Consider the following 25,679-nt stretch of genomic DNA (forward strand, 5'->3'; position numbering starts at 1 on the left):
TAGACCACAAGGAAAGTGAAAAATGCTTATCCAAACCGTATTGGGGCATAAGATTGTTTATGCTATCAACTTAAGCAAAGTCCCGCATAGTAAAGTTTTGCGTAAAAGTGTAGCGTTTTTAATGTAAGCCGACGCATTAACAATGCAAGCCGACGCATTAACAATGCAAGCTGACGCATTAACAATGCAAGCTGACGCATTAACAATGCAAGCTGACGCATTAACAATGCAAGCTGACGCATTAACAATGCAAGCTGACGCATTAACAGCAAAATAGATTTGTTTCATCAAAGATTTATGTTTAACTATCCAAGGGATGCTTTATCAGCAAAGGTTCAATATATGCTTGCAGAATATCTTTAACTTTAGAAGGCTGCCGAACTGGAGCGATCGCAGAATAATCCGGTTTTACTGTCCAGTCATAATGGCGAAGTAGTGTGGAAAGCACAATTTTCATTTCCATCTGGGCAAATTCCATACCTAAACAACTGTGCGAACCATAACCAAAACCCATTAGTGCTAAAGGATGTTTTTTATCTTCTTCACGAGGTGGTGCAAAGCGATCGGGGTCGAAGCGATCGGGTTCGGTGTACAGTTCTGGTAAACGATGAGTCAGCATCGGCGAAATAGTCACAAACCAACCTGCTGGGATGCGATAGCCTCCATACTCAATATCCTTGAGGACACCACGATTATAGGCATACACTGGCGGATAGAGTCTTTCTGCTTCTTTTAGGACGTTGGTTAACTGTGGAAATTGTTTGAGATGAGACAGGCTAAGGGGATTATTTCCCACAACTGCTAATTGTTCTTGGCGCAGCCGTTCTCGCCATTCTGGGTGATTACCTAATTCAAATATTACCCAAGTCAGTAATGAGGCTGTTGTCTCATGTCCAGCAAACAGCAATAGTAATGCTTCGTTGATTACCTGTGTTTCGCTCAACTTATTGCCGTCTTCATCAACAGCCGCTAGCAGCAATCCCAAAACATCTTTTGATTCTTCTAAGTTACCCTGCTCGATACGTTGGGCGATCGCTTCACGTAAAAAAGCCACTAATTTACCCCTAGCATTTTGACCGCGACCATATAAAGTAAAGGGGACATTCCATTTGAATATTGCCATACTACTATCTAACAGTTGTGTAAACCACTGACTGGTTTGCTCAACTTCGCTCTTGTTCTGACTTCCCAAAAATAGGCGAGTCGCAATCATCAGGGTAAGCTGACGGAAACTAGAATTTAAGGAAATCGTTCCCCTTTCTCCCCAATCTTTGAGGAAGTCTTGCACAATATTTTGGATGGTATCGAAGTATGTAGCGATCGCTTTTCCATGAAATGCTGGATACATTAAGCGACGAGTTAACCGATGTTCTTCCCCGTCTTGTAATAAAATATTGTTGCCAAATGTTGATTCTAAAAAATACCACCCGATCCGCGACGACATGTTTTCCGCCTGTTCCACCAGTACTAATCGATTAGCGCTAGGGCCAATTAAATAAGCACGTTTACGCCCCAAGACGCTCGTCTTAAAAACTGAACCATACTGCTGGAATCGTCGCCATAAATACAACTCTGAATCCCGAAATATTTCCAAAGTCTCCCCCAAAATGGGTAAGCCATAGCTACCAGGAATTTCTTCGGCGGATTTTAACTGCTGCATATTTAAGTACCTCTAGCAGGAATTAGCTACAGTATCTACTTAATTCTAAAACTTAGTTAGCCCTTGCAAATCCAAATTACCAATCACGGTAGAGTTTTTCTGCATAGAACATAATCTCTTCATTTGGTAATCTAATTTTCGGTTTTTGCCGAGGATACAAACTTTCAACTGCACCTGTATCCTGTTCAATGACTGTGGCTGCTGCTTGTAAAACTGAGTTTTTAAACAGAAATTTCATCAAAGGATTGACGACTCTGGCATACATCAAAATAAAAGTTCTGGTGATTTTGTCTGTTTCAGGGTAGAGAATATGAATTTGAGCAATATCACCAATCGGCGTTTTAGCAAAAAAAGCTGTAGTTGAAGGAAAAGCGTATTCTAGTGTGTTAGAAAGTGTTTTCGGAAGGATTCCCAAAACAGGGTTTTTGATAATTTCTCCTAACGTGTTGTTGGCTCTGATGAGTTCTTGTTTAACTGTGGCATAATATCCTTTTTCTTCAAAAGCATTGACATTACAATTTGTAATCTTAAATAGTTCTTTATGAGTACCATTTTGGTGATTATAGTCATAGTTAACCATAGCGACGAAAAAGCAGATTCTCGATGCGGCGGAAGCAGAGTTTGCCAGAAATGGACTTAGTGGGGCGCGGACAGGAGCGATCGCTAAAGGTTCAGGTGTCACCACAGCGATGATTTACTACTACTTCCAGAGCAAAGAAGGACTATATGAAGCTGTTCTGCAACGTCCGGCGGTGGAGATGCACGAAGGGTTTGAGCAGCTAAATTTGGATCAGTTCCCACCAGAGGAGGCGTTGAAGGTATTAGTTAAAGAAGCGATCGCTTATGAAGCTGCTCACCCGCACAGGGGAATGCTTTGGTTTCAGGAAGCAAACCAAAATCAGGGAAAGTATTTCAAACAGTCCAATTGGCAAGAAAATTTTAGCTATCTCATCAAAATTTTAGAGCGGGGGATGGCGGAAGGTTGTTTCCGTCAGATCGATCCATTTCTCACCACTCTGCATATTATTGGGGTTTGTAATATGTACTTCAACGCTTACGAAAACATCAAGCATACTAGACCCGATTTGCAATTGCTGAGTCCAGAAATGATTGAGCAGCATACTCAAGCAGCAGTTAATTTTATTTTGGCTGGTGTGCGACGTAGTGAGAATTAGGGTATGAATATTGGGAAACTGTGATCGCTTAACTCAAAATCTGTGCCAAATCTAGTATAAATCCAGGCAATACATCCTCTCCTGATAAGCTAGTAGGCGATTGTAAAACCTCAACATCCTGTCCTGGGCGGTAAATTTCTACCTGTTGGTTTTGTGGATCAATCAGCCAGCCTAAACGCACACCGTTATCGATATACTCCTGCATCTTTTGTTGCACAGTCTTTAAGCTATCTGAAGCAGAGCGCAATTCTACGGCAAAATCGGGAGCAAGTGGTAGAAAACTTGCGGGGTCTGGATTCAGGGCTTCTAATCGCTCCCGGCTAATCCAGGATGCATCAGGAGACCGATTTGCACCATTAGGGAGCTTGAAACCCGTTGAGGAGTCAAAAGCCAAACCTGTGCCATCAGCGTCAGCCCAATTACCTAAGCGCTGAGTTAGTCTACTATTGCGATTTCCGCTTTCCCATCCAGTTGGGGGCATAATAATTAATTCTCCCTCTGCTGTGCGCTCAAGTCGCAAATCTCGATTATTTTGACACAGTTGGAAGAACTGCTCATCTGTTAGTTCAATGGTGGGGCTGAGGTTTAGAATCAGGGCAGTCATAGTTGCCTCTCAATCTTGCTAACTGTAGCGTAGCATTTGGTTGACATACTAGGTTGTTATTAATCTTTTAGTATTAAAATTTACATATCCTTTTAAAATTATCTAAGTTAAAAACTTATATTGTAAATCTGATTAATATTAGAGAGTATATTAAATGAAAGAAATACAAAAAATAACTAGGTTTAACGGAATATCAAAGTGGTTATCTAACTCAGTTAGCGAATCGGAAGATAAGCGGTACACACATCGTCTGCTCAGAGAAGATAAAAGCCAACGAGATATAATTCTCAATGAATTAATATTAATCGTTCAAAAAGCCCATGAAGATGCTCGATATGCCTTCGTAAATTAGCAGGAAATTCTCTTTTTCCATTTAGGGATTTTTCAGAAAGCGATCCAAGCTATGGCTATCCTGAACGTCTTAATATTATATCCCGTCAGAGTTATTTTGGAGATATATTTTCAGGAATTATTGCCGAAAATTTTGCTCATTTTGGACAGGATGATTGGGAAGTTCCTGCTTTTCTTTTCCGATTTCATCTAGTTGAGTTTCAACATTTAGAATTTCTAAATCAAACTGAAGAGATTGCAAAAAAGCGACCTGGACGTACAGGTGATGATTGTCTTGCCTTTTTACGCAACAGCGAAGGAGTAATTATTGCTTCTCTATTTTGTGAAGCTAAATGCACAACTAATCATTATACAAAAATGATAGCTGAAGCACATAAAAAGGCAAGTGAATTACATATAAAGCCTGTTGATATCCCACAAATAATTGAGATTTTGGGTGATTACGATGATCATTTTTCATCTGAATGGGTTGATTCTCTAAGAGTTTTATGGCTAGAAAAAGTTGATAGAAATTATGAACGCTGCGATTTAATTAGTTATATTTGTGGTGAACATCCTGTCAGAAATCCTACTTGGATATTTCCCGACAGACCACACGAAGAATATAGAGCAGGAAGAAGACTTGAAGCAGTTGAAATTCATCTTCATGAAGTTGAAAATCTGGTTACAACCGTCTATAATCAGCCAGCAATTACAACACTTTCGGTAAATATTTCTAACCAGACAATTCAACAACCAGATGATTCAGACGTTGCAAAAGCAAACTCTGATATCATAGTAGAGGCAGAAGTTCTGCAAAATCAGATGACTCAACCAAGTAACGAAGTCATTGCTTTAATATTGTGAGTGGCAATAATTTGAGCATTACCATTACGAATTCCGCACAGTGTTACTAGCCTTAAACTTAGGATAAGCAATGCGTTTGTGATGAAATTGCTGCCAAACATCCACAAATATCTGAGCAATTAGTGACATCTCTTCCCGTTTTAGCCCTGAATCTATGAGTTGATTGTCTTGCCATTTAGCACGCAAGATATTATTTAGCATTGTTAAAGCTTGTTCGGTGGAGACATCTTTAAGCGATCGCTTCTCTCCCACAGATTTAGCCGATGCTTGCAGCGATCGCAGCGCTGCTTCACAAGAGTCCGCTAACATCACAATTCCGGTTTCCCGTGATTGGGGAATTGGGCCATCGTAGCGAAAATCTGCGTCGTCTACTGTTAAACTTGGATCTTCTTGAGCCATTTGCTGGGCTTGGTGATGGAAATAGGCAATTAGCATCGTTCCCTGATGCTCTGGAATAAAAGCTTGAATCGCTGTCGGTAAAAGGTGTTTACGCGCCATCACTAACCCTTCTGTTACGTGCTTTTTGATAATCTCTGCACTCTTCCAAGGGTCTTTAATCTCTGTATCGTGTTTATTCGGCCCCCCCATTTGATTTTCAATAAATCCAAGTGGGTCGTGCATTTTACCAATATCGTGATATAATGTTCCAGCCCTAACTAATTCAACATTGCATCCTAGTTCTTTGGCAGCAGCTTCGGCAAGGGTAGCTACAAATAACGTGTGTTGAAAAGTTCCAGGAGTCTCTGTAGCGAGTCGTTTTAATAAGGGCCGATTAGGGTTCGCCAACTCTGCTAAACGGATGGGAGTGACTAAATCGAAAACTTTTTCGAGATAAGGACTCAACCCTAAAGCTACAACACTCCAGCCTAAACCGGATAAAGCAAAAAACCCGGCTTCTCGGAGAACTATATACCAGGTTGAACCAAATGCTTGACCAATTAAGATTTTAACAATCAGATAAATACTGCCCTGAGTTAAAGCGATCGCAACTCCTAATAAAGCCAATTCTTCACGCGATCGCAATCTTTGCGCTATGTAACTACCTAATATTGCCCCACCAGCACCAGCTAACAGCGCCGCCTTGCTCATATCGAAGGTAATAGCCAATATTGGCAACAGCAGTCCAACAACTGTTAACCCTAAAGTCGCGCCGTAGAAGCTTCCCAACAATAAACCAAGGGCGCTCCAAGTGGTGTAAGGCAATCCCATTGTCACCAATCCTGGCACACTTAGAGTTAGCAATAACACCAAAAGGCGATCGCGTTGTCGCAATTCGTAATCAATATGGCGTTCTACCCAAACAAAAACGCCAATGGCGATCGCTATCACGCCTCCTAACTTCAACAATCCCCGCCATTTTACTTCTCGGCGAACCAGGCGATAATACTCCAGCACCTCTACGTTCCATGCAGTAACCTGCTCTCCTTTTTTGACAATTACCTCACCACGGCGTACCTTCACCATTACAGGTGGCACTCCAGCAGCAGCCTTTTGAGCGTTTTCTCTAGTTTCTTCTTCATCTTTTTGCAGATTCGGCTTGAGTACAGCTAACAACAGGTTCTTTGCCAAAGGTTGGGCGGATTCTGGTACAAAGGACTGCAATTGCAAACTCACCGCATCCTGTAAGATATTTTTTGGCAGTCCTTGTGGGATGCCTTGGGTGAGAATCCGCTCCGCACTCTGATGGATTCCCATTTGTGTTTTTTCCCACTCCACATCTGATAAATCCAAAAGGAATGATTCTTCGTATACTGCTTCTGGGGTAACAGTCTCTAACTGTAAAAGTTTGGTAGTCGCTTCGGTGTATCTTTTGCGTGTTTGGGAAATTTGGGCAATCAGTAAAGACAAGTTTTTCTCAGAAGTTGTGACGCGGTAAGATTCTAGTTCTGCAACGGCTTGAGTAAAATCAGTACTTTGAGAAAAATCAACTGGCTCTGTTTTCTGTGGTGTTGTGCGCGGTTGACGTTCCTGATTGGGTGCAGCTATAGATGATGGACGGGATGAGGTGGTGGTTTCTCCTGTTCCTTTTTTCTGCTGATTTTTACTATTTTCTACGGCTAATAGCAGTGCTTTCCATTCTGACTCATTGCAAGAGCGGAGATAACGCTGGGTAGAGATGGGCAAAACTACAGAATCAAAAAAAGGAAAAGCTCCAGCAACAGCGCGAATTTCGTTACCATCATCTAGAAGTTGTTGCAAATTTTCGTTGATTTGTTCGTTTATTCGCGCATCCAGCATCAACACTTGTAAGGAGCTTCTACTGACGGCTTTGCGCTCGGCTTCTGTTTTTTTCTGATCTTCGATTTTAGCTGTATAAGGCGCTGTAATGGTTTGGGGCGCGGAATGTCCTACTTGGAGTTGAGTTTGGTTGTAGAATTTTTGTCCAATAACACCTGTAAGAGATAGGATAGCGATCGCTAAAATTACCAAGGAGCGCTGTTCATGTACCCAATCTAAACAGACTGAATAAATACTACTCTTAGTTTTGACCGATTTTGCCTTTGACTGGAGCGCTTTTTCTTGTTTTCGACGAGCGCTTTTCTCATTGCTTTTGGATAAAAATAAGATTACATTCTTCAGGAAAGTCCTTAAAAGTTGCTTTCTATCGCTTTTACTTTTGGGACTTCTCATTAACTTTCCTTTACGGCGTAGTCCTTTGTACTGTCGCCGCCAGTGAGTCAATTGCTGGGTTAAGAACTGCAAAAATTCCTGCATTTTCATTATCTCTGCCTGCAATTGCCTACTTTGATAGCTCAAAAAAAGACAATCATCAGGGAAATTTGATCTGCTACTATTGCAACTACGGTGACGGAGGCTAATTAAAGCTGATTTGCCACAATAGCTACCGACAGAATCTGTCCGAGGTTTGCTGAAAAGTTCTAGTATATAAGACTAGTACACTATAGCAATGGGCAAAAGCCCCTTGTCTAGTTAATTGAGATGGTAGCTGGATTTAAGTCAAGCTGTCCTAATGTTTTATGAAGCTAATTTTGAGAGTTTAGTACCCGCACCATTTTTCGGTAGAAATAGGATTAACGCGATCGAATAACGCGGGGAGCTGCGTAAACTGAAAGCAAAGCCTCCTCACATTCCTGTGTTAACTCTCTGGGATTTAGGTCAATCTCATACACTCCTGACCACACCGCCACAAATGCATCGGTCAATTTTAACATTTGGGAAAAGCTAGTTAATCCCCATGCTGGAGAATTTCTTTGCAAGAGCAAGACTTGCCAATTTACAGGAATTCCGCCTATACCGTTATATGCTCCTGATAAAGCACCAGTAATTGCACCTGTAGCCTGTGAGCTTAGAGATGTAGCATCTTGCACTTTAGAATTGCCATTGTGAGTAGCCTGCAAAACTGCAAGGCGAAAGTCTTCTAAGGTACTTAAAAAGCAGTAAAATGCCATAGCAATAGTGTTACTGAGTTTTTCTTCCCTAGCAAACTCAGCTTGCGCCCTTGACAATCCCGCCCCTTGCTCTAATAAATTCTGGACTTTTAATAATTTGTTTGGTATCGATGTTGGTGTTTCACCAAGAAAAGAAATTGTTTGTGGGATGAGGGTTAGAGGGTCGAGTTTTTCAGTTAGGGCAAGAGATATCGCATAAGCTACCGCGAGTGTTCCATCCCTTACTACTGGGTCATCTTCCCAAATTTTGAGTACACGCAGCAAGTTTTGTCGCAACTTAATCGGATTTTCATGAAAAAAAAGTGCTACTGGTAATGTGGCAATAATTATTTTTATCGATATATCATCAGCTGCTGCTAAATGAAGAGATTCTTGCTGCTGACGTGCTATCCAATCATCTAAATCTAATTTACCCAAGTTAATTAAACTCTCAGTACCCAGAATCGCCATTCTGCCTAAATCTAGGTAACTCTGAGACTGTATTTTACCATCAGATGTTAAATTTCCCCCCAGAAAGGCTCCGAGGAAAGTACCTCTAAATCGACTTATAGGAGAGTAACGCATAGAATTTTGGATTTTGGGTTGCACCTTTGGTGCGCTTCTAGCGTAACTTAGATTTGGGATTGAATAATTTAATTCCAAATCTAAACTCTAAAATCGATTCATTTTTCATTCTTTACGTTTCATTTTTTCTTAAATGATTTACCAAAGCTTGTAAGCCCAACAAGTAACTTTGAACACCAAAACCACTTATTTGCCCGATCGCAACTGGGGCGATGTACGAATGATGGCGAAAATCTTCCCGGCGGTAAATATTACTCAGATGTACTTCGACTGTGGGCAAGTTAACAGCCGCGATCGCATCTCGCAATGCCACACTTGTGTGAGTATATGCCCCGGCATTAATCAAAATTCCTTGATGTTGTCCTAATGCTTCATGAATAGTATCTACTAAAATTCCTTCATGATTTGATTGCAAGGGAAAAACTTTCGCCTGTAACTTGAATCCTTCTTCTTCTAACAGGCGGTTAATTTCAGCTAGTGTCAACGAACCATAAATTCCTGGTTCTCGCTGCCCTAGCAAATTCAAGTTTGGCCCATGCAGTGCCAGAATGCTTAAGGGTTGTAATGTCGAGTTCAGCACTTTGGCTCTAGTGGCGACGACGCGAGCGATCGTTTACAGGAATCGGAATCAGTTCCGGTTCCGGTTCAGCCTCTGGCCCTAACAGGCTTTCAATCAGCCTGCGTGCTAATTCCTTAAGCTTTTCCAGCACCTTTTCTATATAGTCCATGAACTGAATGCTCCTGAGATACTACCTCAAATTTTGATTAACAGGTACGCAGAAAATGGCACATTGTCGTACCTCTGGCTTCCAACCGGGCACAGACACAATCCCGTATTTGGGACATAAGCCACTTCTAAAATTTGGCGTTGTGTTCTCCCTTACTTTTTAGAGTATCACACTTGCAACCTACAGAACTGCATCCTATCAAGGATGAATATCAAGGGTCAAGAGTTTAAAGCTCGGACTTTGGACTCTTGACTACGAATTTTAGATTTACGATAGTGTAGCGTCAAGCCTGCGGCATGGCTTCTCTACGAGACACTACGCGTAGCTCGCTTTTCCGTAGGAGTACGCTTAGAGCAACGTAGGAGCGTCTTTTAGATTTTAGATTTATTTCGCCTACAAGAGGGAGCCACTGCGGTGGACGGGTTCTCCGGCATAAAGCAAGTGGCATCAGGGTATGAACCCCAAAATTTTTTTAATCCAAGTTGCGCTGGAAGCGCACCAAAGGTGCGACCCAAAATCCAAAATCAGTTGACTTACAGTTAGCCTTCTGTGACTTTCTTTTTCGCAGCCGTCGTTGACTTAGCAGTTGACTTACCTGTTGACTTAGATTTGGAATTCGTTGATTTAGTCGTTTTGCGAGTTGATTTCGCTGTCGATGCCTTAGCTGCCAATAAGTTAAGCGCCTCAGTCAGGGTTATATCTTCTACAGTTTGACCTTCTGGAATACTCACATTAGTTTTGCCATGCTTGATGTAAGGACCATAAGGGCCATCGTAGATGTTAATTGTTTCCCCGTCCTCTGGATGTGGACCCAATTCGCGTAAGGCTGCCTTGGACTTGCTGTTGGTGGAACTACGTCCCTTTTTGGGTTCGGACAATAATTCTAATGCACGTTCCAGGCTAATTGTCAACACATTGTCAGCAGCTTTCAGGGAACGGTAATCTTTCCCTTCCTTACCCTGGTCATGAACCACATAAGGGCCAAAACGTCCCAAACTTGCTTGGATTTTGCCCCCAGTAACTGGATGAACTCCCAATGTTCGGGGTAGTGCCAACAGACCAACAGCCATTTCCAGGGTAACGGTTTCTGGGGTGACACCCTTGAGTAGAGAAGCTTGTTTCGGTTTGGGGTTTTCGTCGGTTTTATCGCCCAATTGGACATAAGGCCCATAAGCACCAATTTTCACATAAATCGGTTCGCCAGTTTCGGGATGCCGACCTACCTGGTCAGGGCCTGTGATTTTTTGTCGCAGCAAAACTTCTACCTGTTTGGGGTCGAGGTCTGCTGGTGTCAAGTCTTTGGGAATTGAGGCGGTGATTACCCCCTCACCATTTGTAACTTCAATGTAGGGGCCATATTTACCAATGCGGACTTTGGCATCTAGATTCTCCAGTTCTACAGTCCTAGCTGTGGTGGCATCAATTTGACTTTCCCGTTCTTTTACCAGGGTTTCCAACCCTTTCTCTCCCAGATAGAATTTCTGCAAGTAGGGTAGCCATTTCGCTTCACCTGTGGCAATGTCATCAAGGGTTTGCTCCATCTTCGAGGTAAAACTAGGATCAACGATGTCTGGGAAATGTTTTTCCAGCAAGTCGGTGACGGCGAAAGCGGTGAAGGTAGGAATGAGAGCGTTACTCACCAAATGGGCATAACCTTTGTCGATGATCGTACCAATAATGCTGGCGTAGGTACTGGGACGACCGATACCTTCACTCTCTAAGGTTTTCACCAAAGAAGCTTCGGTGTATCTAGCTGGCGGTTGAGTTTCATGCCCAACTGCTTCTAAATCTGTACAATTCGGATGATCTCCCACTTTCAAATTCGGCAAAATTACTTCCTGGTCTTCCAGTGCTGCTTCTGGGTCATCTGAACCTTCGACGTAAGCACGTAAATATCCAGGAAATTCAATCCGTTTGCCAGAGGAACGGAATCCAGCATCCTCAACTTGTAATTGCACGCTAATTTGAGTTTGGCAGGAATCAGCCATTTGACAGGCGACAGTCCGCTTCCAAATCAAATCGTAAACGGCAAGTTCTCGACCGCCCAAACCAGTTTCTTGGGGGGTGCGAAAGGTGCTACCGGCTGGACGAATTGCTTCGTGCGCCTCTTGTGCGCCTTTGGATTTAGTGGTGTATTGCCGGGGTTGGGGACTGAGGTATTGTTGACCGTAAAGCTTTTCTACAGAACTCCGAGCAGCTGCGATCGCTTGATCTGACAAATGCACCGAATCTGTCCGCATATAGGTAATATACCCTTGTTCGTACAAATTCTGGGCAACGCGCATCGTATCGCGGGCTGAGAGGCGCAGTTTCCGGTTAGATTCTTGTTGCAGTGTCGAGGTGGTAAACGGTGGCGACGGCTTGCGCGTCACTGGACGTTCTTCCATCTCGGTAACACTCCAGGTTTTCCCAGTTAGGCGTTCCTTGAGGGCTACCGCTTGGTCTTCGTTGAGCAACAAGACATTGCGACCTGCGGTAATTTGTCCGGTTGTTGCGTCAAAATCGCTACCGTTAGCAATTTTGGTTCCTGCCAATGTTACCAACTGAGCAGCAAAGGGGGTTTTTTCCTTTGACAGACTGGCTTTCAAATCCCAGTAAGTGCCCTCATGGAAAGCGCGGCGTTGGCGTTCTCTTGTGACTAAAAGCCTCACGGCTACAGATTGTACCCGCCCAGCAGATAATCCCCAGGCGATTTTTTTCCATAGCAGTGGAGACAGCGTATATCCCACAAGTCGATCTAAAATCCGCCGCGTTTCTTGGGCGCGAACCAACTGCTCATCGATTTGGCGGCAGTCCTTCAGAGCTTTTTTGATCGCCTCTTGGGTAATTTCGTGAAACACCATCCGCTTAGTTGGAACTTTCGGCTTCAGCAATTGGTATAAATGCCAACTAATGCTTTCACCTTCCCGGTCTTCGTCCGTTGCCAGAATCAGTTCATCTACATCTTTAAGGGCTTCTTTAAGCTGGGTGACAATTTTCTTTTTGTCTTTCGGGACAACATATACCGGTTCAAAGTCGGCGTCCACATTTACCCCTAGCTGCGCCCATGTTTCCCCCTTGACGGCAGCAGGAATTTCACTAGCCGACTGGGGTAAGTCACGCACATGACCCATAGACGCTTCCACCCGATAGCCTGCTGGCAAGTAGTTGCGAATGGTACGAGCTTTGGTTGGAGATTCGACGATGACGAGAGTTGACATGGAAATTTCAATAAAAAGAATAGCTACTAAGCTAAACAGTCAAATTGAGGTAATTTTTGCAAATTGTCAAGATAAAAGGTCGCGCTTAGGGCGGTGACTTAATCCTCACATAAACTGTCTGCTTGGGAGAAAATCCCCTGAACTTGTGGCCCAGTCTGTCCCAAAGGATAGAGAAGGCTACGCTGGGTGTGAATTTCCAGCTATTTCAATCTTTAACTTATCTAACGCATAATTGGCGACTACAGTTTTAAAATTTGGGGAATGGGGGAATGGGGAAGAAGCAAGGGAGCAGGGGGCAGGGGGAGATGAGGGAGATGAGGGGGAATTATTTAACAAGTTTCTTTCCCAATTCCCACTTTCATATAGCTTGTGCCAAAATTAAACCAAATTTGAGAGCAAAAGCGAAGTGGAGTTTGTATCCATCTCAGGAAAGCAAAACTATAAAACCAATTCGTCAAGGTGATGTAATTTTACTGCCTGTGCAGCAAATTGAAGGACAAAAAATACCTCACTTAACTTTGGTAGAAGGCGAAGTTACGGGGCATAAGCATCGCATTACTGAGGGAAATGCCGAATTATACGATCAAGATAGCACACTGTATTTGCGTGTGTTTTCAGAGTCGGCATTACTAGCTCATGAGGAGCATAAAGCTATTTCTATTCCCCAAGGTGCCTGGATGGTGAAAATTCAGAGGGAATACGAGCCTGAAGGTTGGCGATATGTCGCTGATTGAAAAGTTAACGCCTGAGCAAGAGGCTTTGATTTCAGTTTATCGGGAAAAGTGGAGAGCGATCGCGCTTTCAACTGAGCGTATTGATAAAGAAAAAGCGGCGGAAGTCGTTAAAGCTGCATATACAGCGATCGGTAAACAACAGCCGGAAATTATTTTTTGTGACAGTCCTTATGCAGGTTTGAAAATTATTCTTAAAAAACGAAATAATAAATTAAATTCGAATAACATAAATTTAAATAATAATTTAATTAGCTATATTTCTACAGCTTTAGTTAATAAAAGTTCAAAAATATTATATCAACTAGATAAGCAGGTTATTAGGCAATTAACTATTTTTAGACTAGATTTTATTATATCTGAATATGTATTTGAAAAAAAATCAAAATTCAAAATTCAACCTAAGATGAATTTAGATCGTCTTTGGTTAAAATCACAAAAGTTGGCTAGTGATTGTTGTTGGTTAGATTTTTATATATCTGTATTAAATTGTTCTTACAGCAAAATAAGATGGAAAACCTTACAGTCTCTATCAAGATTTTGTGGTTGGATTTCTCCATTTGAAAACCTTTGTATTATCTGCGATCGCCCCCTTCACCTGCGCTTCGACAATGAAAACCGCCTCCACGCTGAAGGTGAACCCGCTATTGAATTTACCGATGGATATAGCCTCTACTCCTACCACGGTGTAACCTTGCCTGAAAAATACGGTAAAATCCACCCGCAGCAATGGCAAGCTGAATGGCTTTTGACAGAAGAAAACGCCGAACTACGGCGAGTGTTAATTCAGGGTATTGGTTACGCCAGAATTTGCCAAGAATTGCAAGCTATTGAATTAGATACTTGGCAAGAATACACTCTATTAAAAATTGATGCTGATGTTGATGAAGAATCAATTCATTTACTAAAAATGACTTGTCCTAGCATAAGCTTTATTCACGCCTTGCGAGTTCCACCGAATATGAAATCAGCGCGTGAGGCAATTCGCTGGGTGAATTGGGATGTAGATCCAGAAGAATTTGGTGTGCAAACATAGCTGCTTCAGTGACTTTCCCTATTTAGAATCATACTAAAAAAGTGTAAGACTTATTTTTTCAACCATACACAAAACAAAAGACACAAAGTATTAACTTGCATCTTATTTTAATATTAAAAAATTAGAAAGCAATAAGATTCGGTTAAGGTTTTTTGATGGAAATTCTAGATCGCAAAGACGCGATAATATCAAGTTCGCATAATTAGTTATAATTCCCACAGTCATTGCACCTCACCCCCAACCCCTCCCCGCCTGCGGGGAGGGGAGACAGCGCGTAGCTTTGGCGTGGTGGGGTTATTCGGGTTTAATAAGTAATCAAGCGAACATGATATAAATCATCACAAAGGCGCGATAAATCGCCGTCTCTTGCCTTAACCGAACAGTATTGAATTAGAAAGTGAATGTGGTTCTCACTGTACCAATGACGATATCATCGTTTTGATTATTATGATCTGGCGCTGTTAGCCAGATAACTCCTGGGGTGATGCTGATATTGTCACTCAGCTTATATTGATAGAAACCTTCAATATGATATGAAGTGTCTGGATCTTTATTTATACCTGCATTGCTGAGAGAGCCGCTCACGCTGGTAACTTTAGGTTCCATACCCACAATGATGCCTGCAATGTTACCTGTTTTCCCAAGATCGGGGAAAGCCAGTGTGACGGCATAGTTCCAGATGTCAGCATCGCCAGGAGTAACCGAAAGGACGCGAGCTTTGGTCAAGCCAGCCCAACCGCCAATCACGAATTTTGAGCTAGGTTGAAAGGATGCTTCTATACCGTAGGAGTTACTAGAAGCATTCTCCAATATGTCATTAGCGTTATTGCTACCACCACTACCATTGGCAAAAAAAGTATTTTTGTAGGCGTTAAGGTAGGTCAAACCGAGGGTAATTTGGTTGCTAGGCTTAACAGTTAACTGTGCCATAGCACCATAAGCACCATTGAATAGTCCAGAGCCTAGTTGAGGGTTAGCAGCATCATTCGCTAAATACCCCAAGCTTAGTTCGAGCTTATCACTGAACTCGTGTTTGATTCCGATACCAGTACCATTGACTAGATAATAAATTGGGTTGCGAGTCCCAAATTGGGAAAGGGCACCGCTACCACCGTCCCCATCTAAGTATGGGTTGACTGTATTAGTGAAATCATCAATTGCACCTGCATTTGCTTCCAGAGTGACGCCTGTTTTATTACCGAGAGGGAACTGATACAAGAGTGCGTCTATCACAACTCCGTTACTGTTATTACCACCAGCAAATCGGAAGTCACCTTCTGGTGTAAAGGTAGCAGTCTGAGAGAAGGGGTCTAGGTTTGTTGCCTGAAGTCGTGTTCTGAGTAAATCTTTACCAGTGAAACTGGTGTCGAGGTTCAGACGCACCCGATCTGCAAGGACAGCATTTTGGTTGACTTCTTGACCATTAACTGTATTACCACTTACAACACTTGCGATCGCTATTACGACTTCACCATTCAACTTGGTTGTAGTTGAGAACTGATTCGCCTCCAATTCAGCAGTTTTAGCTTCTACTGCATCTACACGACCTCGGAGTGTCGCCAGTTCTGCTGAAAAATCTGCTTGCAGCTTTTGTAATGTTGCTAAATCTTGTTTGTTAACTAAATCGCTTGTGGCTGTAGCAATAAGTTCGTTAACGCGATCGAGACAAGCATTCAAACCAGCAGCAAACTCATATCGCGTTAATGCGCGATTACCACGATAAGTACTATTTGGGTATCCTGCAATACAGCCATAGCGCTCAACTAACGACTGCAATGCTTGGAATGCCCAGTCAGTAGGTTGTACATCAGAAAATTGAGATACGGAAGTAACTTGCCCTGTTATGTGAGTGTTTGTGTCTGGACTAGCTAAAACTTGCGGTTGATTGATTTCAGACGTAGCGGATGTTTCACCTGCAAATGCAGCAGTACTCACAAATAGCATTGCACAGCAAACTGCTGGACTAACTAGCAGATATTTACAGAAATTTTGCATTTTTCTCCTCACACTGATCTTCAATTCACACCCAAAGCACGTTTTTTTAACGTGTATTTCATGCAAATATTTGTCAGTAATATTATCAGAAATAGACAACCTTTCTAACAAAAAAAGTCAAGAAATCCTAATTATTCAAGGAAAACTAAATTGCAGAGGACTGTACCATCTGACAAAGTTTTGTTGTTACTCATTACACAGGAAACTGAGAATGATATTATGTGTTGGTAATGAGAATGAGAATTATTATAGTCTAAAATTTAGAATAAGTCTCATAGACTTGCATCCATTTTGAGGAGGAAAACACCGTGACGATCAATGGCAAAGGGCTGATCGCAGGAAGGCAAAGAAGCGGCATCTTGTCCATGATGACTCTACTAATGTTGTCAATGATTACTGGCTGTAGCCAATCGAATCCGAATCAGGGAACAATACCTGAACAGTCGCCGCAAGCACAGGCGACTGTATCCACCCCAGTAGCGCAGTTAGGAAAAACTAAAGTTGTGACGACATTTTTGCCGATATATTTGTTTACTAAGGCAGTAGCTGGGAATGTGGCAGATGTAGAAATTCTAGTGCCGCCTGGTACGGAGGTACATGAATACCAAGCGACACCCGAAAATGTCAAAGCGATCGCAACTGCGAATGTGTTAGTAAAAAATGGTTTAGGTTTAGAGGGATTTCTGGAAAATACGGTCAAAAATGCTCAAAATACTAAATTAGCTGAAATTGATGCCAGTAAGGGTATTAAACCCTTAAATGAAATTTCACCTGTTGTAAAAACAGCGAAGGAGGAAGAAGACCACGAACACGCCCAAGGTAATCCTCATGTTTGGTTAGATCCAGTTTTGGCAAAACAACAGGTAACTAATATTCGGGATGGATTAATTGCTGCTGACCCGGCGAATAAAGTCACTTACGAAGCAAATGCTGCGGCTTATATTAAAGAATTAGAAAGTTTAAATAATGAATTTCAACGGACTTTACAAAAAACTCCTAGTTGCACCTTTATTACCTTTCATGATGCGTTTCCATATTTAGCAAAACGCTATAACCTCAAGCAAGTTGCTGTGGTACAAATTCCTGAAGATCAACTTTCACCGACTGATGTGCAAAATGCCGTCAATGCTGTTAAAAAGTACAAAGTTAAAGCTTTATTTAGTGAACCAGGAGTAGATAACAAACTCCTAAGTAGCCTCTCCAAAGACTTGAAATTAACTTTGCGTCCTCTGGATTCCCTGGAAACTGGCGAAACAGATCCACAGCATTATTTCAAGGCAATGAAAGCTAACTTACAAATTTTGGAAACGTCGTGTAAATAGGTTTTTCATTTGTCCTTTTTCATTTGTCCTTTGTAAAAAATAATGACCAATGACCAATAATTAATGACTAATAACCAATGATTAATGATTAAGAACCAATGACTAATGATATTGCTATTTTAAAAGTAGAAGGATTAACTGTCTATCAAGGTAGTTATTTAGCTGTTCGAGATGTTTCTTTTGAATTATTGCCAGGAACAGATACAGCCATAGTTGGTCCCAATGGTGCTGGTAAAAGTACTCTGGTAAAAGCGGTTTTAGATTTGATACCTCGAAGTGCTGGTACGATTGAAATATTCGGTCGTCCAATTGCAAGGTTGGGGCGTTTGCGTCATTTGTTGGGTTATATGCCGCAAAATTTCATCTTTGACCGCAGCTTTCCTATTTCTGTTAGCGAATTGGTGGGTCTGGGATGGGCAAAGGAAGGAAAAAAGGGAGATTTATTTTTCTCCAAGTTGTGGAGACAAGACCGAGAAAAATCGGCAGCAGTAGGAGAAGCTTTACGGCGAACCGATGCTTATCATTTACAGCATCAAGCTATTGGGACTCTTAGCGGTGGCCAACTTAAGCGGGTGTTGTTGGCTTATTGTTTGGTAATGTCTCGAAAACTGTTGGTACTCGATGAAGCCTTTGCTGGTGTTGATGTGCAAGGTTCAGCAGATTTTTACGCTTTGCTAAATGAATTAAAGCGAGAGGAGGGTTGGACGGTATTACAAGTTTCCCATGATATTGATATGGTAAATCGCCATTGCGATCGCGTGCTTTGCCTGAACCAAAGCATTGTTTGTACTGGTAAACCGGAAATTGCCCTTTCACCGCAAAACCTGTTAGCAACATACGGTCCAGGTTTCAGCCGTTACCAGCACCAACATTAAAGTTTATAAATATGGATTTCTTCAATGATTGTCAGATATCTTGGCTTGCGATCGCCAGTAGTAATGACTTGGTAAGCTTGTTAACATTCCCTTTCATGCAGCGTGCGATCGTCGGTGCTGTGTTAATGGGAATACTTGGCGGGATGTTGGGCAGTTTTGTCACCTTGCGCCAGTTGTCCTTTTTCAGCCACGCCGTTGGTCATGCAGCATTAGTAGGTGTGGCGTTAGGTGTACTACTCCAAATAAATCCGACTTGGATGCTGTTACCTTTTACCTTGGTTTTCGGCGTTATTGTCCTCTACTTCATCGACAAAACCGATTTAGGTAGCGATAGCGTCCTTAGCATAGTGCTATCTGGGGCATTAGCGATCGGTGTAATTCTCACTAGCCTGATTAAAGGATATCGTGGCAACTTGATGGCTGTGCTGTTCGGGGATATTCTAGCGATCGATACCATAGATTTGATTTTGACGCTGCTAGTACTTGTAGGAGGTAGCATATTTTTACTATCAACCTTGCGACAGCAAATTTTATTGACCCTTAACCCTGATGTCGCACAAGTCCAAGGCGTTCCCGTCCAATTGTACCGCTATGTATTTGTGGTTTTGCTTTCACTCGCCGTTGCCGTAGCGATTAAAGCTGTCGGCGTTTTACTGGTGAACGCCTTTTTGGTTATTCCCGCCTCTACTGCCAAACTGATGAGTCACCACTTTAGCCGCTTTCTAGTCATATCAGTGATAGTTGGTTCCATCAGCAGCATTGCTGGCATCATTGTCTCTGGTATTTTCAACCTTGCTTCTGGCCCAAGTATTGTTCTTGTCCAATTCCTGCTATTTATAGCTGTTTTCATCTGGTTTAAGTTGAATTTGAAAGCCGCATAAATCTTTTTTCTCCAACCCCTTGCTATATTTTGGGATGTTTGCTACATTTATTAATCGTGGCTCACAAAAGCCCCAGCCGGGATAGCTCAGTTTGTAAAGCAGAGGACTGAAAATCCTCGTGTCACCGGTTCAAGTCCGGTTCCTGGCATCATCAAAAAACCCTTGATATCTAACGATATCAAGGGTTTTTTGGTTTCTAATCCCTGAAAAATAGAGGATAAATGTTCTAATGTTTATGCCATTTTTGGACGTTTTTGAATACCTTTAGATACAAAAGTGGTGTAAATATTCTCCTTTGGAGACGCTACGCGAACGGGAAGCAAGCTACGTTCCTCAGGCCAACCTACGCAGTTTAATGGTTTTGGCGCTAACCCAAGCGTATTAAGCTATGAATGCTCAAAAAATACTCAAAGTGCTGTATTAAATACAAAAAGACCAGCCTCCCACAGCTGGTCTATAAAATATTTATTTTGCGTTGTCTTCTCAAGAGAGTTAAAACCCAATTGCGCGTTCCCAAAATGCAACGGGCAACTTTTCTTAACAATATTGTAACAGTCAACACAGATTTTTCAGGAATATTCATCAAAAAAAGATATTAGCAAAGCTTAAAAGCCTCTATCTATTAGGAGAATTCAGCAGAACGCAAGGTATATATAGACTGACAAGGCGAGAGGCAGAGGAAGCAGAAAAGAAATGACCAATACAACCCTTGGAGAGGCTGCGCCCTAAGCGGAGCTATGCCGCAGTACGACTACGCGGTAGTTGAATCTCGACTTCGCTCGATTTCCGCGCAGTCGAAACTCAGTACAAGTGACTAATGACTAATGACTATTTGTGGTTTTCCCCAAAGGATGCTTTCCTGCTTGTAAATCGCAATTCCCGGTTTTGCTCCTTTGGGTTTGTAAACGTGTTTTGGCTGGGTGTAAACTATTGGCACTTGCTCACTCTGACGAGCGCGACTGTAGTAAGCAGCAAGATTAGCGACAAATTGCAAATCAGCTTCTTCTGCCACAGCACCGGGTTCTAGACGTAGTAGCAGATGACTCCCTGGAATTTCTTGAGCGTGGAACCAGATGTCATAATCCCCAGCTACACGAAAAGTTAATTGGTCATTTTGGCGATTATTGCGGCCGATTAATACTTCAAAGCCACTGGGGGTAAGGTAACGATGAAAGTTGGTGCTAGGAGGTTCGTTTGCACTCCTACTGCGATATTCTGGATCTTCTAGATACTTTTGTCCAATCAACTCTTCACGGATTTCTTCTAAAGCTCGTAAATCTTCTGATGTTTTGTAAGTGTCTATCTGAGCGATCGCAGCTTCTACTTGTTCTAAATACTCAATTTCTGTCTGCACTTCCAATAGTAGGGGTTCCACGGCAGCACGAGCGCGTTTGAGTTTTTGGTGCTGTTTGTAAAGACTTTGGGCATTTTGAACAGCATTTTTATCTGGCAACAGAGCGATCGCTACTGGCAAATTTGTATCAAAATCAGCAAGGATAATTTCTTTCATCCCTGGTTCCCAGTTTTGCAGGTGAGCCATCAATAAATCAGCTTTTTGTCGATACTCATCAGCTTGATCTGATTGCTGCAAGCGCGTTTTAAAGGTTTGAGCCTTGTTGCGTAATTTCACCAGAATATTATTTAATTTCTGACTCAACTGATGGCGCAATTGAGAAAATAACTGTTGGTCAATTTGGTTACTGTAGTAATGGTTGAGCAACTCCTGGATATTTTTGACTTTTTCCACCACACCCCAACCCATTACGGTGTAACCATCTTTTGTCCAAGCGGGTTGAAATTTCTTGGAATCCAAAGCTTGCAGCCATTCTTGCCAACGCTCAAACAATCTTCGCCAATCGTCGGGGTTGAGAGTATCGGTAGATGTTTCTGGTGCGATATTTGCTTCTAACAGCATTAAATCTAGCAATGCTGCACTCAAACCACTATAACTTTTCAGTAATTGCCGCTTGATTGCTCCTGGTACTAAACTTACCCGTTCTTGCCAACGTTCTTGGGATTCGCTCAAACTGGGGACAGTTCCAGTCAGTTTTGGTGGTGTTTCATAAGGTTGTCCAGTTTGGATGGGACGGACACTAGATTGTTGCTGACTGACTTGATGGGCGGCAGTGATAATTATATTGTTAGCGTCGGTGAGAATGACGTTACTATATTTACCCATGATTTCTGCATAGACATGATACAGGGCGCTTTCTCCGGGACGACGGGCAAATTGTAAATCGATAACACGCTCCCAAGGTGCGATCGCTTCAATACCCACCAATGCCAAACCACCCAATTGGTGTATTAGTTGTTGGCTAAAGGTAAAGGTATCTGGCGATCGCGGTGGCGGATCGCCAATACAAATATGGGCAGCTTGGGGATGCCAAGAAATCTGTAACCAATCACGCTGTTTCAGGGTGCGTAATGCTATGGCAATAGTATAGCGATCGCGCTGATAAACCTGTTCTGTCCGCGAGGGCAGCCAGTTAGCGCGTAGTTCGCTACAAGTAGCTGTAAGGGTGGTGAAGTCAACTGGTTGCATAGCCATTCGCGTTCAAAGGTCGATGCTCAGTATACTTCCATCATCTCTAATATTGATATTAATGTAGGCATAAATATGCTCCCGCAAAAAATGTAGAGACGCAAAATTTTGCGTCTCTCTAGAGAATTTATCGGTTGTGTAAAATGATTTTATCTGGGTGTATTAAGTTGCTTGAAGCCCTATTTAACAAGCAATGCAGGTTCTTTTGCTGATGGTTCTAACAATTGGGTGTAAAGTTCACTCAACTGAGTTGCGACACCATGCCAACTAAATTGGCTTTCAGTACGCTTTCTGCCAGCTTTACCCAATTCGTCTCGCCACTCTGGATTAAAGAGAATTCGGTCAATAGCAGACGCAAAAGCACCTACATCTTGTGGTGGTGCTAATAAACCAGTTTGTTCATTAACTACAGTAAATTGAAGTCCACCGACATCACTAGCCACAACCGGCGTACCGCTTGCCATCGCTTCGATCGCAACCAGTCCAAATGGTTCGTAGTGACTAGGAACAACGCAGACATCGGCAGCAGCGTAATAAGTTGGTAAAATATCTTGACTGAGACGACCAGAGAAGATGGTCAAGTCAGTGATTCCTAATTCGTGGACGATTTGCTCAATGCGATCGCGTTCTATGCCGTCGCTGTTACCTGGAGTACTACCACCGCCAATAATTAGCTTGAGATTCTTCGAGTCGCGTAGTTCAGACTCGTTGACTGCACGCACTAGGGTTTCTATACCTTTGCGTTGGTCAAAACGCCCTACATATAATACAACTTTGGCATCTTTGGCAATTTCCAGTTCAGCCCTGGCTGCTTCTCGCCCAATGGAACCAAAACGCTGAATATCTGTACCACAGGGGATAATATCGATATTGCCTTCAGTGGAAACTAGCGATCGCATGTGTTGCTGTTCTTGCGGACTGGTCGCTACAATTCGCTCTGCTGTTTCTAACACCTGTTTTTCTACTGCCAATCGCTGACTAGCAATCAGAGGAATATTTTCTATAGTGTTGTATTTGACTGCTCCTAATGAGTGATAGGTGTGAACCTGTTTACTCCCTTGGATTTTCTTTAACTGCATCCCCACCCAACTAGAGAGCCAATAATTAGTGTGAACTAACTCATATTGAATCTCATTTTTTACCTGAAATTTGAGGAAATTCTCCACAAATTCTGGCAAATATTCAAAAATTTCATCTCGCGGCACAAACTCAAGGGGCCCAGCTTTTAAACGAATAGTTCGGCAATTGTCGCTATGTTCAACAATCGAATCTTGCTCCAGACTAGCCTTGCGGGTAAACATATCAACTTGCCATCCCAGCTGCGCTAGTGCTTCACCCACTTGGCGCACATAAACATTTTGTCCCCCAGCTTCTTCTTTCCCTATTTCAATCGCCGGGTCTCCGTGGACGGAAATCAAGGCGATACGTTTTTCGGTGGTAGAGTTCATAGTTTGTGTGTTGCTGATTTTAACAAAGCTCTAGCCTGTTTCAAGTACGTGTATAACACACTTACTTGAATTGTTGAGAAACTTTGATTAATATTTATTTTAATTTAATACACCTAATATTTTTTTACATCTTCTGCCAGAAGTATAATTTTAAGTTAAGTATTTATATTTAATTTCTTTAGATAGAGGAAAATTTATACCTCATATTTCATACTTTTGATAGATAAAACTTATAGTTTTTCACCTTGTTTTATGAATATCTAATTCAAAGGTGAGTTTGACAAATTGACAGCAGAAATTAGTAGTTAGAAGTTATATTCATCATGCCAAAATCCCACCCACAAAGAGATAAGATTTTTGATTTTTCTGGTAAATGTAAGCAACTACCCCACTAAAAAATCGACTCCAAAGTTAAATAGGTCTTAATTTTTGGTGTCAAAATTGATAAATATTTTTGTTTTTAGCTAAGTAGCTAGCTGGCAATTATGTGATTTTCTCAACCTGAAAAGTGTGATTAACATTTGTTGCCTATAAATAAAAAACTCTATTAATTCTCTTTGGCTCTATCTTCAGGTATAATCTATAACTAGAAAATCACTTACTTCTGACATTGAAGTTAAAAGCAGTTATAGGACTCATATTTGATTTCTAAAAAAATTCACTACAACTAAAAGAGGTTTCTTGACTATTGACTTTTGCTTCTTGCCTCCTACACAAATAATTATGGCTACGCCACGCTGCGCGAACAGTAATCAAAACGGATTGCTATAGCACAGTTAACTCACCACGTTGAACTCAAGTTGTATTAAGTAGTGATAATAACTGTTAAATATTGATGCAAAATCGGGTAATTTATTGAATTTGCTTCGAAAAGTTTCAGATTATATTTTCAATCATTAATAAATTTCAGGAGCAAATCAGGTGTTTACTTCAACCTTACTCGCTGCTGCAACTACACCCCTGCAATGGAGTCCGACAGTTGGACTGATTATCATTATTGCTAATATCATTGCCATTGCCTTTGGGAAATCGACCATCAAATATCCCAATGCAGAACCAGCACTACCCTCATCTAATCTTTTTGGTGGTTTTGGTTTACCAGCCCTTTTAGCAACCACTGCCTTTGGTCATATCTTAGGAGTGGGCGCTGTTTTAGGGCTGCATAACCTGGGAAGAATTTAGATTCTTGCCCAAGTTAGCCTTTATTTGATGATTCTTTTGTCTCCAGCATTGAGCCAGAGAGTTAATTCTCTGGCTCTTCTTTATAGATAAATTGTCTAATATTTTCTAGATTGCTTCTTAAATTCTCATGTGTATCTAACTCTTAACAAATGTCCACTCAAGTACCTTAATGGGGGCTTTTTGTAGCGCTTGAGTTAGTTGGGCACTGCTGTCAAATTTCACCTGGGAGAGGTCGCAGGCTTCGACGTTGACCGTAAATTTATCGTTTTGGAAGGGCCAGGGTTTGACAACAACCAAGTTATCACTGCGCTGCATGATGTCATAGCGCTCACCTTCAGGGCCCTTGCTAATTTCTAGAAACCGCTCATCGTCAGGTAGTTCTTGCTGACATAAGATGAGAGAAAGGCGATCGCACCACTGCATAAACGCATAAGCTGCATCAACTTCCTCCTTCTCAATGCCCAGTTCCTTGCGCCAACGTTGCTGGTTTTGAAGTTGCTCATCCAAAAGTTTGTCTAGTTTGGAACCCTTACCCCGGCTTCCCTCATTTAGACGGCTAATGTGCATGGAAATCAATAAAGCTACCCATCGTCCACGGTAAAGGGCATTCTTTGCCAAATCAGCCAATTTCTGTACCCCAGCATCTACATCGGCATTTGAGGACAGCATGAAGTCCTTTGGCGCACCGGCTTCAGTAAGAATATCTTCTTCCCACTCTTTCTCTAAATCATCGTGATGAGAAATTGCAGCGATGGTTTCATATAATCTTACTGGCGCATCTTTACGTCGCCATTGCCCCGCCAGTTGAGCTGCTAATAAAGCATGGGCACGATGGTAAATGACTTCCCAACCATTTGGGGTAGCGTTGACAATCACAAATTAATCTCCTGATTCTTAGTTTTAATTTTGAGTTGAATCTGAATTCAGAAACGTCAGGCTAGATATTGAAGAGGCAATCGCTCTGAATTCTTCAGTGTGACTTATGATTACACCCATTTAAAATTGAGTGCAATATACTAGTCGGTTCATCGTAACGCAGAGATATCTAGCTAATATTCCCAACTTCTTTAAGAAGTCGGGAGTATGGTTATTCACCAACCTTCGGTCGAGGAAACAGGGAACAGTGAAG

General features: G+C 42.0%; 22 protein-coding genes and 1 tRNA gene. 10 read left to right on the forward strand and 13 right to left on the reverse strand.

Going from position 1 to position 25,679, the window contains the following annotated elements; all coding sequences use genetic code 11:
* Positions 1-142 precede the first annotated feature (142 nt).
* Entirely contained in the window at positions 143-277 is a 135-nt protein-coding gene (locus NPUN_RS44215) for a hypothetical protein (protein ID WP_272913929.1), read from the forward strand.
* A 24-nt stretch (positions 278-301) separates the two neighbouring features.
* On the opposite strand, the gene NPUN_RS23025 is transcribed toward NPUN_RS44215, so the two are convergent.
* Positions 302-1,660, reverse strand: a complete 1,359-nt coding sequence (locus tag NPUN_RS23025) for a cytochrome P450 (RefSeq protein ID WP_012410882.1) — start codon at positions 1,658-1,660, stop codon at positions 302-304.
* A 76-nt stretch (positions 1,661-1,736) separates the two neighbouring features.
* Positions 1,737-2,345 carry a hypothetical protein gene (locus NPUN_RS23030; RefSeq protein WP_234710968.1) on the reverse strand — a complete coding sequence of 203 codons (609 nt, stop codon included), beginning with the start codon at positions 2,343-2,345 and terminating at the stop codon, positions 1,737-1,739.
* Between NPUN_RS23030 and NPUN_RS23035 the strand changes: the two genes are divergently transcribed.
* On the forward strand, positions 2,257-2,835 hold the full coding sequence (locus NPUN_RS23035) for a TetR/AcrR family transcriptional regulator (RefSeq protein ID WP_336884954.1): 579 nt from the start codon (positions 2,257-2,259) through the stop codon (positions 2,833-2,835). The genes NPUN_RS23030 and NPUN_RS23035 overlap by 89 nt on opposite strands.
* 28 nt (positions 2,836-2,863) lie before the next feature.
* Here the strand turns inward: NPUN_RS23035 and NPUN_RS23040 are convergent, their stop codons facing one another.
* Together NPUN_RS23040 and NPUN_RS44220 are read right to left on the reverse strand one after the other, a co-directional pair.
* Positions 2,864-3,439: a Uma2 family endonuclease gene (locus tag NPUN_RS23040; protein ID WP_012410885.1), complete on the reverse strand. Its 576-nt coding sequence runs from the start codon at positions 3,437-3,439 to the stop codon at positions 2,864-2,866.
* 469 nt (positions 3,440-3,908) lie between these two features.
* The gene (locus NPUN_RS44220) at positions 3,909-4,031 is read right to left on the reverse strand and encodes a hypothetical protein (protein ID WP_272913930.1); all 123 of its coding nucleotides are present in this window, start codon (positions 4,029-4,031) and stop codon (positions 3,909-3,911) included.
* A 116-nt stretch (positions 4,032-4,147) separates the two neighbouring features.
* Between NPUN_RS44220 and NPUN_RS23050 the strand changes: the two genes are divergently transcribed.
* Positions 4,148-4,636 carry a hypothetical protein gene (locus NPUN_RS23050; RefSeq protein WP_012410886.1) on the forward strand — a complete coding sequence of 163 codons (489 nt, stop codon included), beginning with the start codon at positions 4,148-4,150 and terminating at the stop codon, positions 4,634-4,636.
* A gap of 24 nt (positions 4,637-4,660) precedes the next feature.
* Here NPUN_RS23050 and NPUN_RS23055 read toward each other — a convergent pair whose 3' ends face one another.
* The 5 genes from NPUN_RS23055 to topA all read right to left on the reverse strand — a co-directional run bounded on the left by NPUN_RS23055 (position 4,661) and on the right by topA (position 12,538).
* A complete protein-coding gene (locus NPUN_RS23055) occupies positions 4,661-7,357 on the reverse strand; it encodes an HD family phosphohydrolase (protein WP_041565573.1) in 2,697 nt (898 codons plus the stop codon).
* 311 nt (positions 7,358-7,668) lie between these two features.
* Positions 7,669-8,610, reverse strand: coding sequence for an ADP-ribosylglycohydrolase family protein (locus tag NPUN_RS23060; protein ID WP_012410888.1), 942 nt, complete (start codon positions 8,608-8,610; stop codon positions 7,669-7,671).
* A 112-nt stretch (positions 8,611-8,722) separates the two neighbouring features.
* Positions 8,723-9,190, reverse strand: a complete 468-nt coding sequence (gene aroQ, locus NPUN_RS23065) for a type II 3-dehydroquinate dehydratase (protein WP_012410889.1) — start codon at positions 9,188-9,190, stop codon at positions 8,723-8,725.
* 7 nt (positions 9,191-9,197) lie between these two features.
* Complete coding sequence (locus NPUN_RS42095) at positions 9,198-9,338, reverse strand: hypothetical protein (RefSeq protein WP_012410890.1); 141 nt, start codon at positions 9,336-9,338, stop codon at positions 9,198-9,200.
* Positions 9,339-9,877: 539 nt separating this feature from the next.
* A complete protein-coding gene (topA, locus tag NPUN_RS23075) occupies positions 9,878-12,538 on the reverse strand; it encodes a type I DNA topoisomerase (protein WP_012410891.1) in 2,661 nt (886 codons plus the stop codon).
* Positions 12,539-12,852: 314 nt separating this feature from the next.
* On the opposite strand from topA, the gene NPUN_RS23080 reads away from it, so the two are divergent.
* Both NPUN_RS23080 and NPUN_RS23085 read left to right on the forward strand, forming a co-directional pair.
* Positions 12,853-13,272 carry a hypothetical protein gene (locus tag NPUN_RS23080; RefSeq protein WP_234710969.1) on the forward strand — a complete coding sequence of 140 codons (420 nt, stop codon included), beginning with the start codon at positions 12,853-12,855 and terminating at the stop codon, positions 13,270-13,272.
* On the forward strand, positions 13,259-14,305 hold the full coding sequence (locus NPUN_RS23085; protein ID WP_012410893.1) for a DUF6745 domain-containing protein: 1,047 nt from the start codon (positions 13,259-13,261) through the stop codon (positions 14,303-14,305). The genes NPUN_RS23080 and NPUN_RS23085 overlap by 14 nt, the downstream gene beginning before the upstream one ends.
* Before the next feature lie 390 nt (positions 14,306-14,695).
* Here NPUN_RS23085 and NPUN_RS23090 read toward each other — a convergent pair whose 3' ends face one another.
* Positions 14,696-16,300, reverse strand: a complete 1,605-nt coding sequence (locus NPUN_RS23090; RefSeq protein WP_012410894.1) for an iron uptake porin — start codon at positions 16,298-16,300, stop codon at positions 14,696-14,698.
* Positions 16,301-16,665: 365 nt separating this feature from the next.
* Here NPUN_RS23090 and NPUN_RS23095 point away from each other — a divergent pair, with 365 nt between their 5' ends.
* From NPUN_RS23095 to NPUN_RS23110, 4 genes are all read left to right on the forward strand, one after another.
* Entirely contained in the window at positions 16,666-17,622 is a 957-nt protein-coding gene (locus tag NPUN_RS23095) for a metal ABC transporter substrate-binding protein (RefSeq protein ID WP_052304708.1), read from the forward strand.
* A 98-nt stretch (positions 17,623-17,720) separates the two neighbouring features.
* Complete coding sequence (locus NPUN_RS23100; RefSeq protein ID WP_012410896.1) at positions 17,721-18,497, forward strand: metal ABC transporter ATP-binding protein; 777 nt, start codon at positions 17,721-17,723, stop codon at positions 18,495-18,497.
* 11 nt (positions 18,498-18,508) lie between these two features.
* A complete protein-coding gene (locus NPUN_RS23105; RefSeq protein WP_012410897.1) occupies positions 18,509-19,378 on the forward strand; it encodes a metal ABC transporter permease in 870 nt (289 codons plus the stop codon).
* A 75-nt stretch (positions 19,379-19,453) separates the two neighbouring features.
* Positions 19,454-19,526: transfer RNA gene (locus NPUN_RS23110), tRNA-Phe, on the forward strand.
* Positions 19,527-20,192: 666 nt separating this feature from the next.
* Here the strand turns inward: NPUN_RS23110 and NPUN_RS23115 are convergent.
* Positions 20,193-21,920, reverse strand: coding sequence for an Rqc2 family fibronectin-binding protein (locus NPUN_RS23115; protein ID WP_041566371.1), 1,728 nt, complete (start codon positions 21,918-21,920; stop codon positions 20,193-20,195).
* 179 nt (positions 21,921-22,099) lie between these two features.
* Positions 22,100-23,368, reverse strand: a complete 1,269-nt coding sequence (locus NPUN_RS23120) for a glycosyltransferase family 4 protein (RefSeq protein WP_012410899.1) — start codon at positions 23,366-23,368, stop codon at positions 22,100-22,102.
* Between the two features lie 921 nt (positions 23,369-24,289).
* Between NPUN_RS23120 and psaK the strand changes: the two genes are divergently transcribed.
* Positions 24,290-24,550 carry a photosystem I reaction center subunit PsaK gene (gene psaK / locus NPUN_RS23125; protein WP_012410900.1) on the forward strand — a complete coding sequence of 87 codons (261 nt, stop codon included), beginning with the start codon at positions 24,290-24,292 and terminating at the stop codon, positions 24,548-24,550.
* 135 nt (positions 24,551-24,685) lie between these two features.
* Here psaK and NPUN_RS23130 read toward each other — a convergent pair whose 3' ends face one another.
* Positions 24,686-25,426 (reverse strand): DUF3891 family protein, encoded by a 741-nt coding sequence (locus tag NPUN_RS23130; protein ID WP_012410901.1) that lies wholly within the window; start codon positions 25,424-25,426, stop codon positions 24,686-24,688.
* Between the last annotated feature and the right edge of the window lie 253 nt (positions 25,427-25,679).

Source organism: Nostoc punctiforme PCC 73102 (assembly GCF_000020025.1).
Classification (GTDB): domain Bacteria; phylum Cyanobacteriota; class Cyanobacteriia; order Cyanobacteriales; family Nostocaceae; genus Nostoc; species Nostoc punctiforme.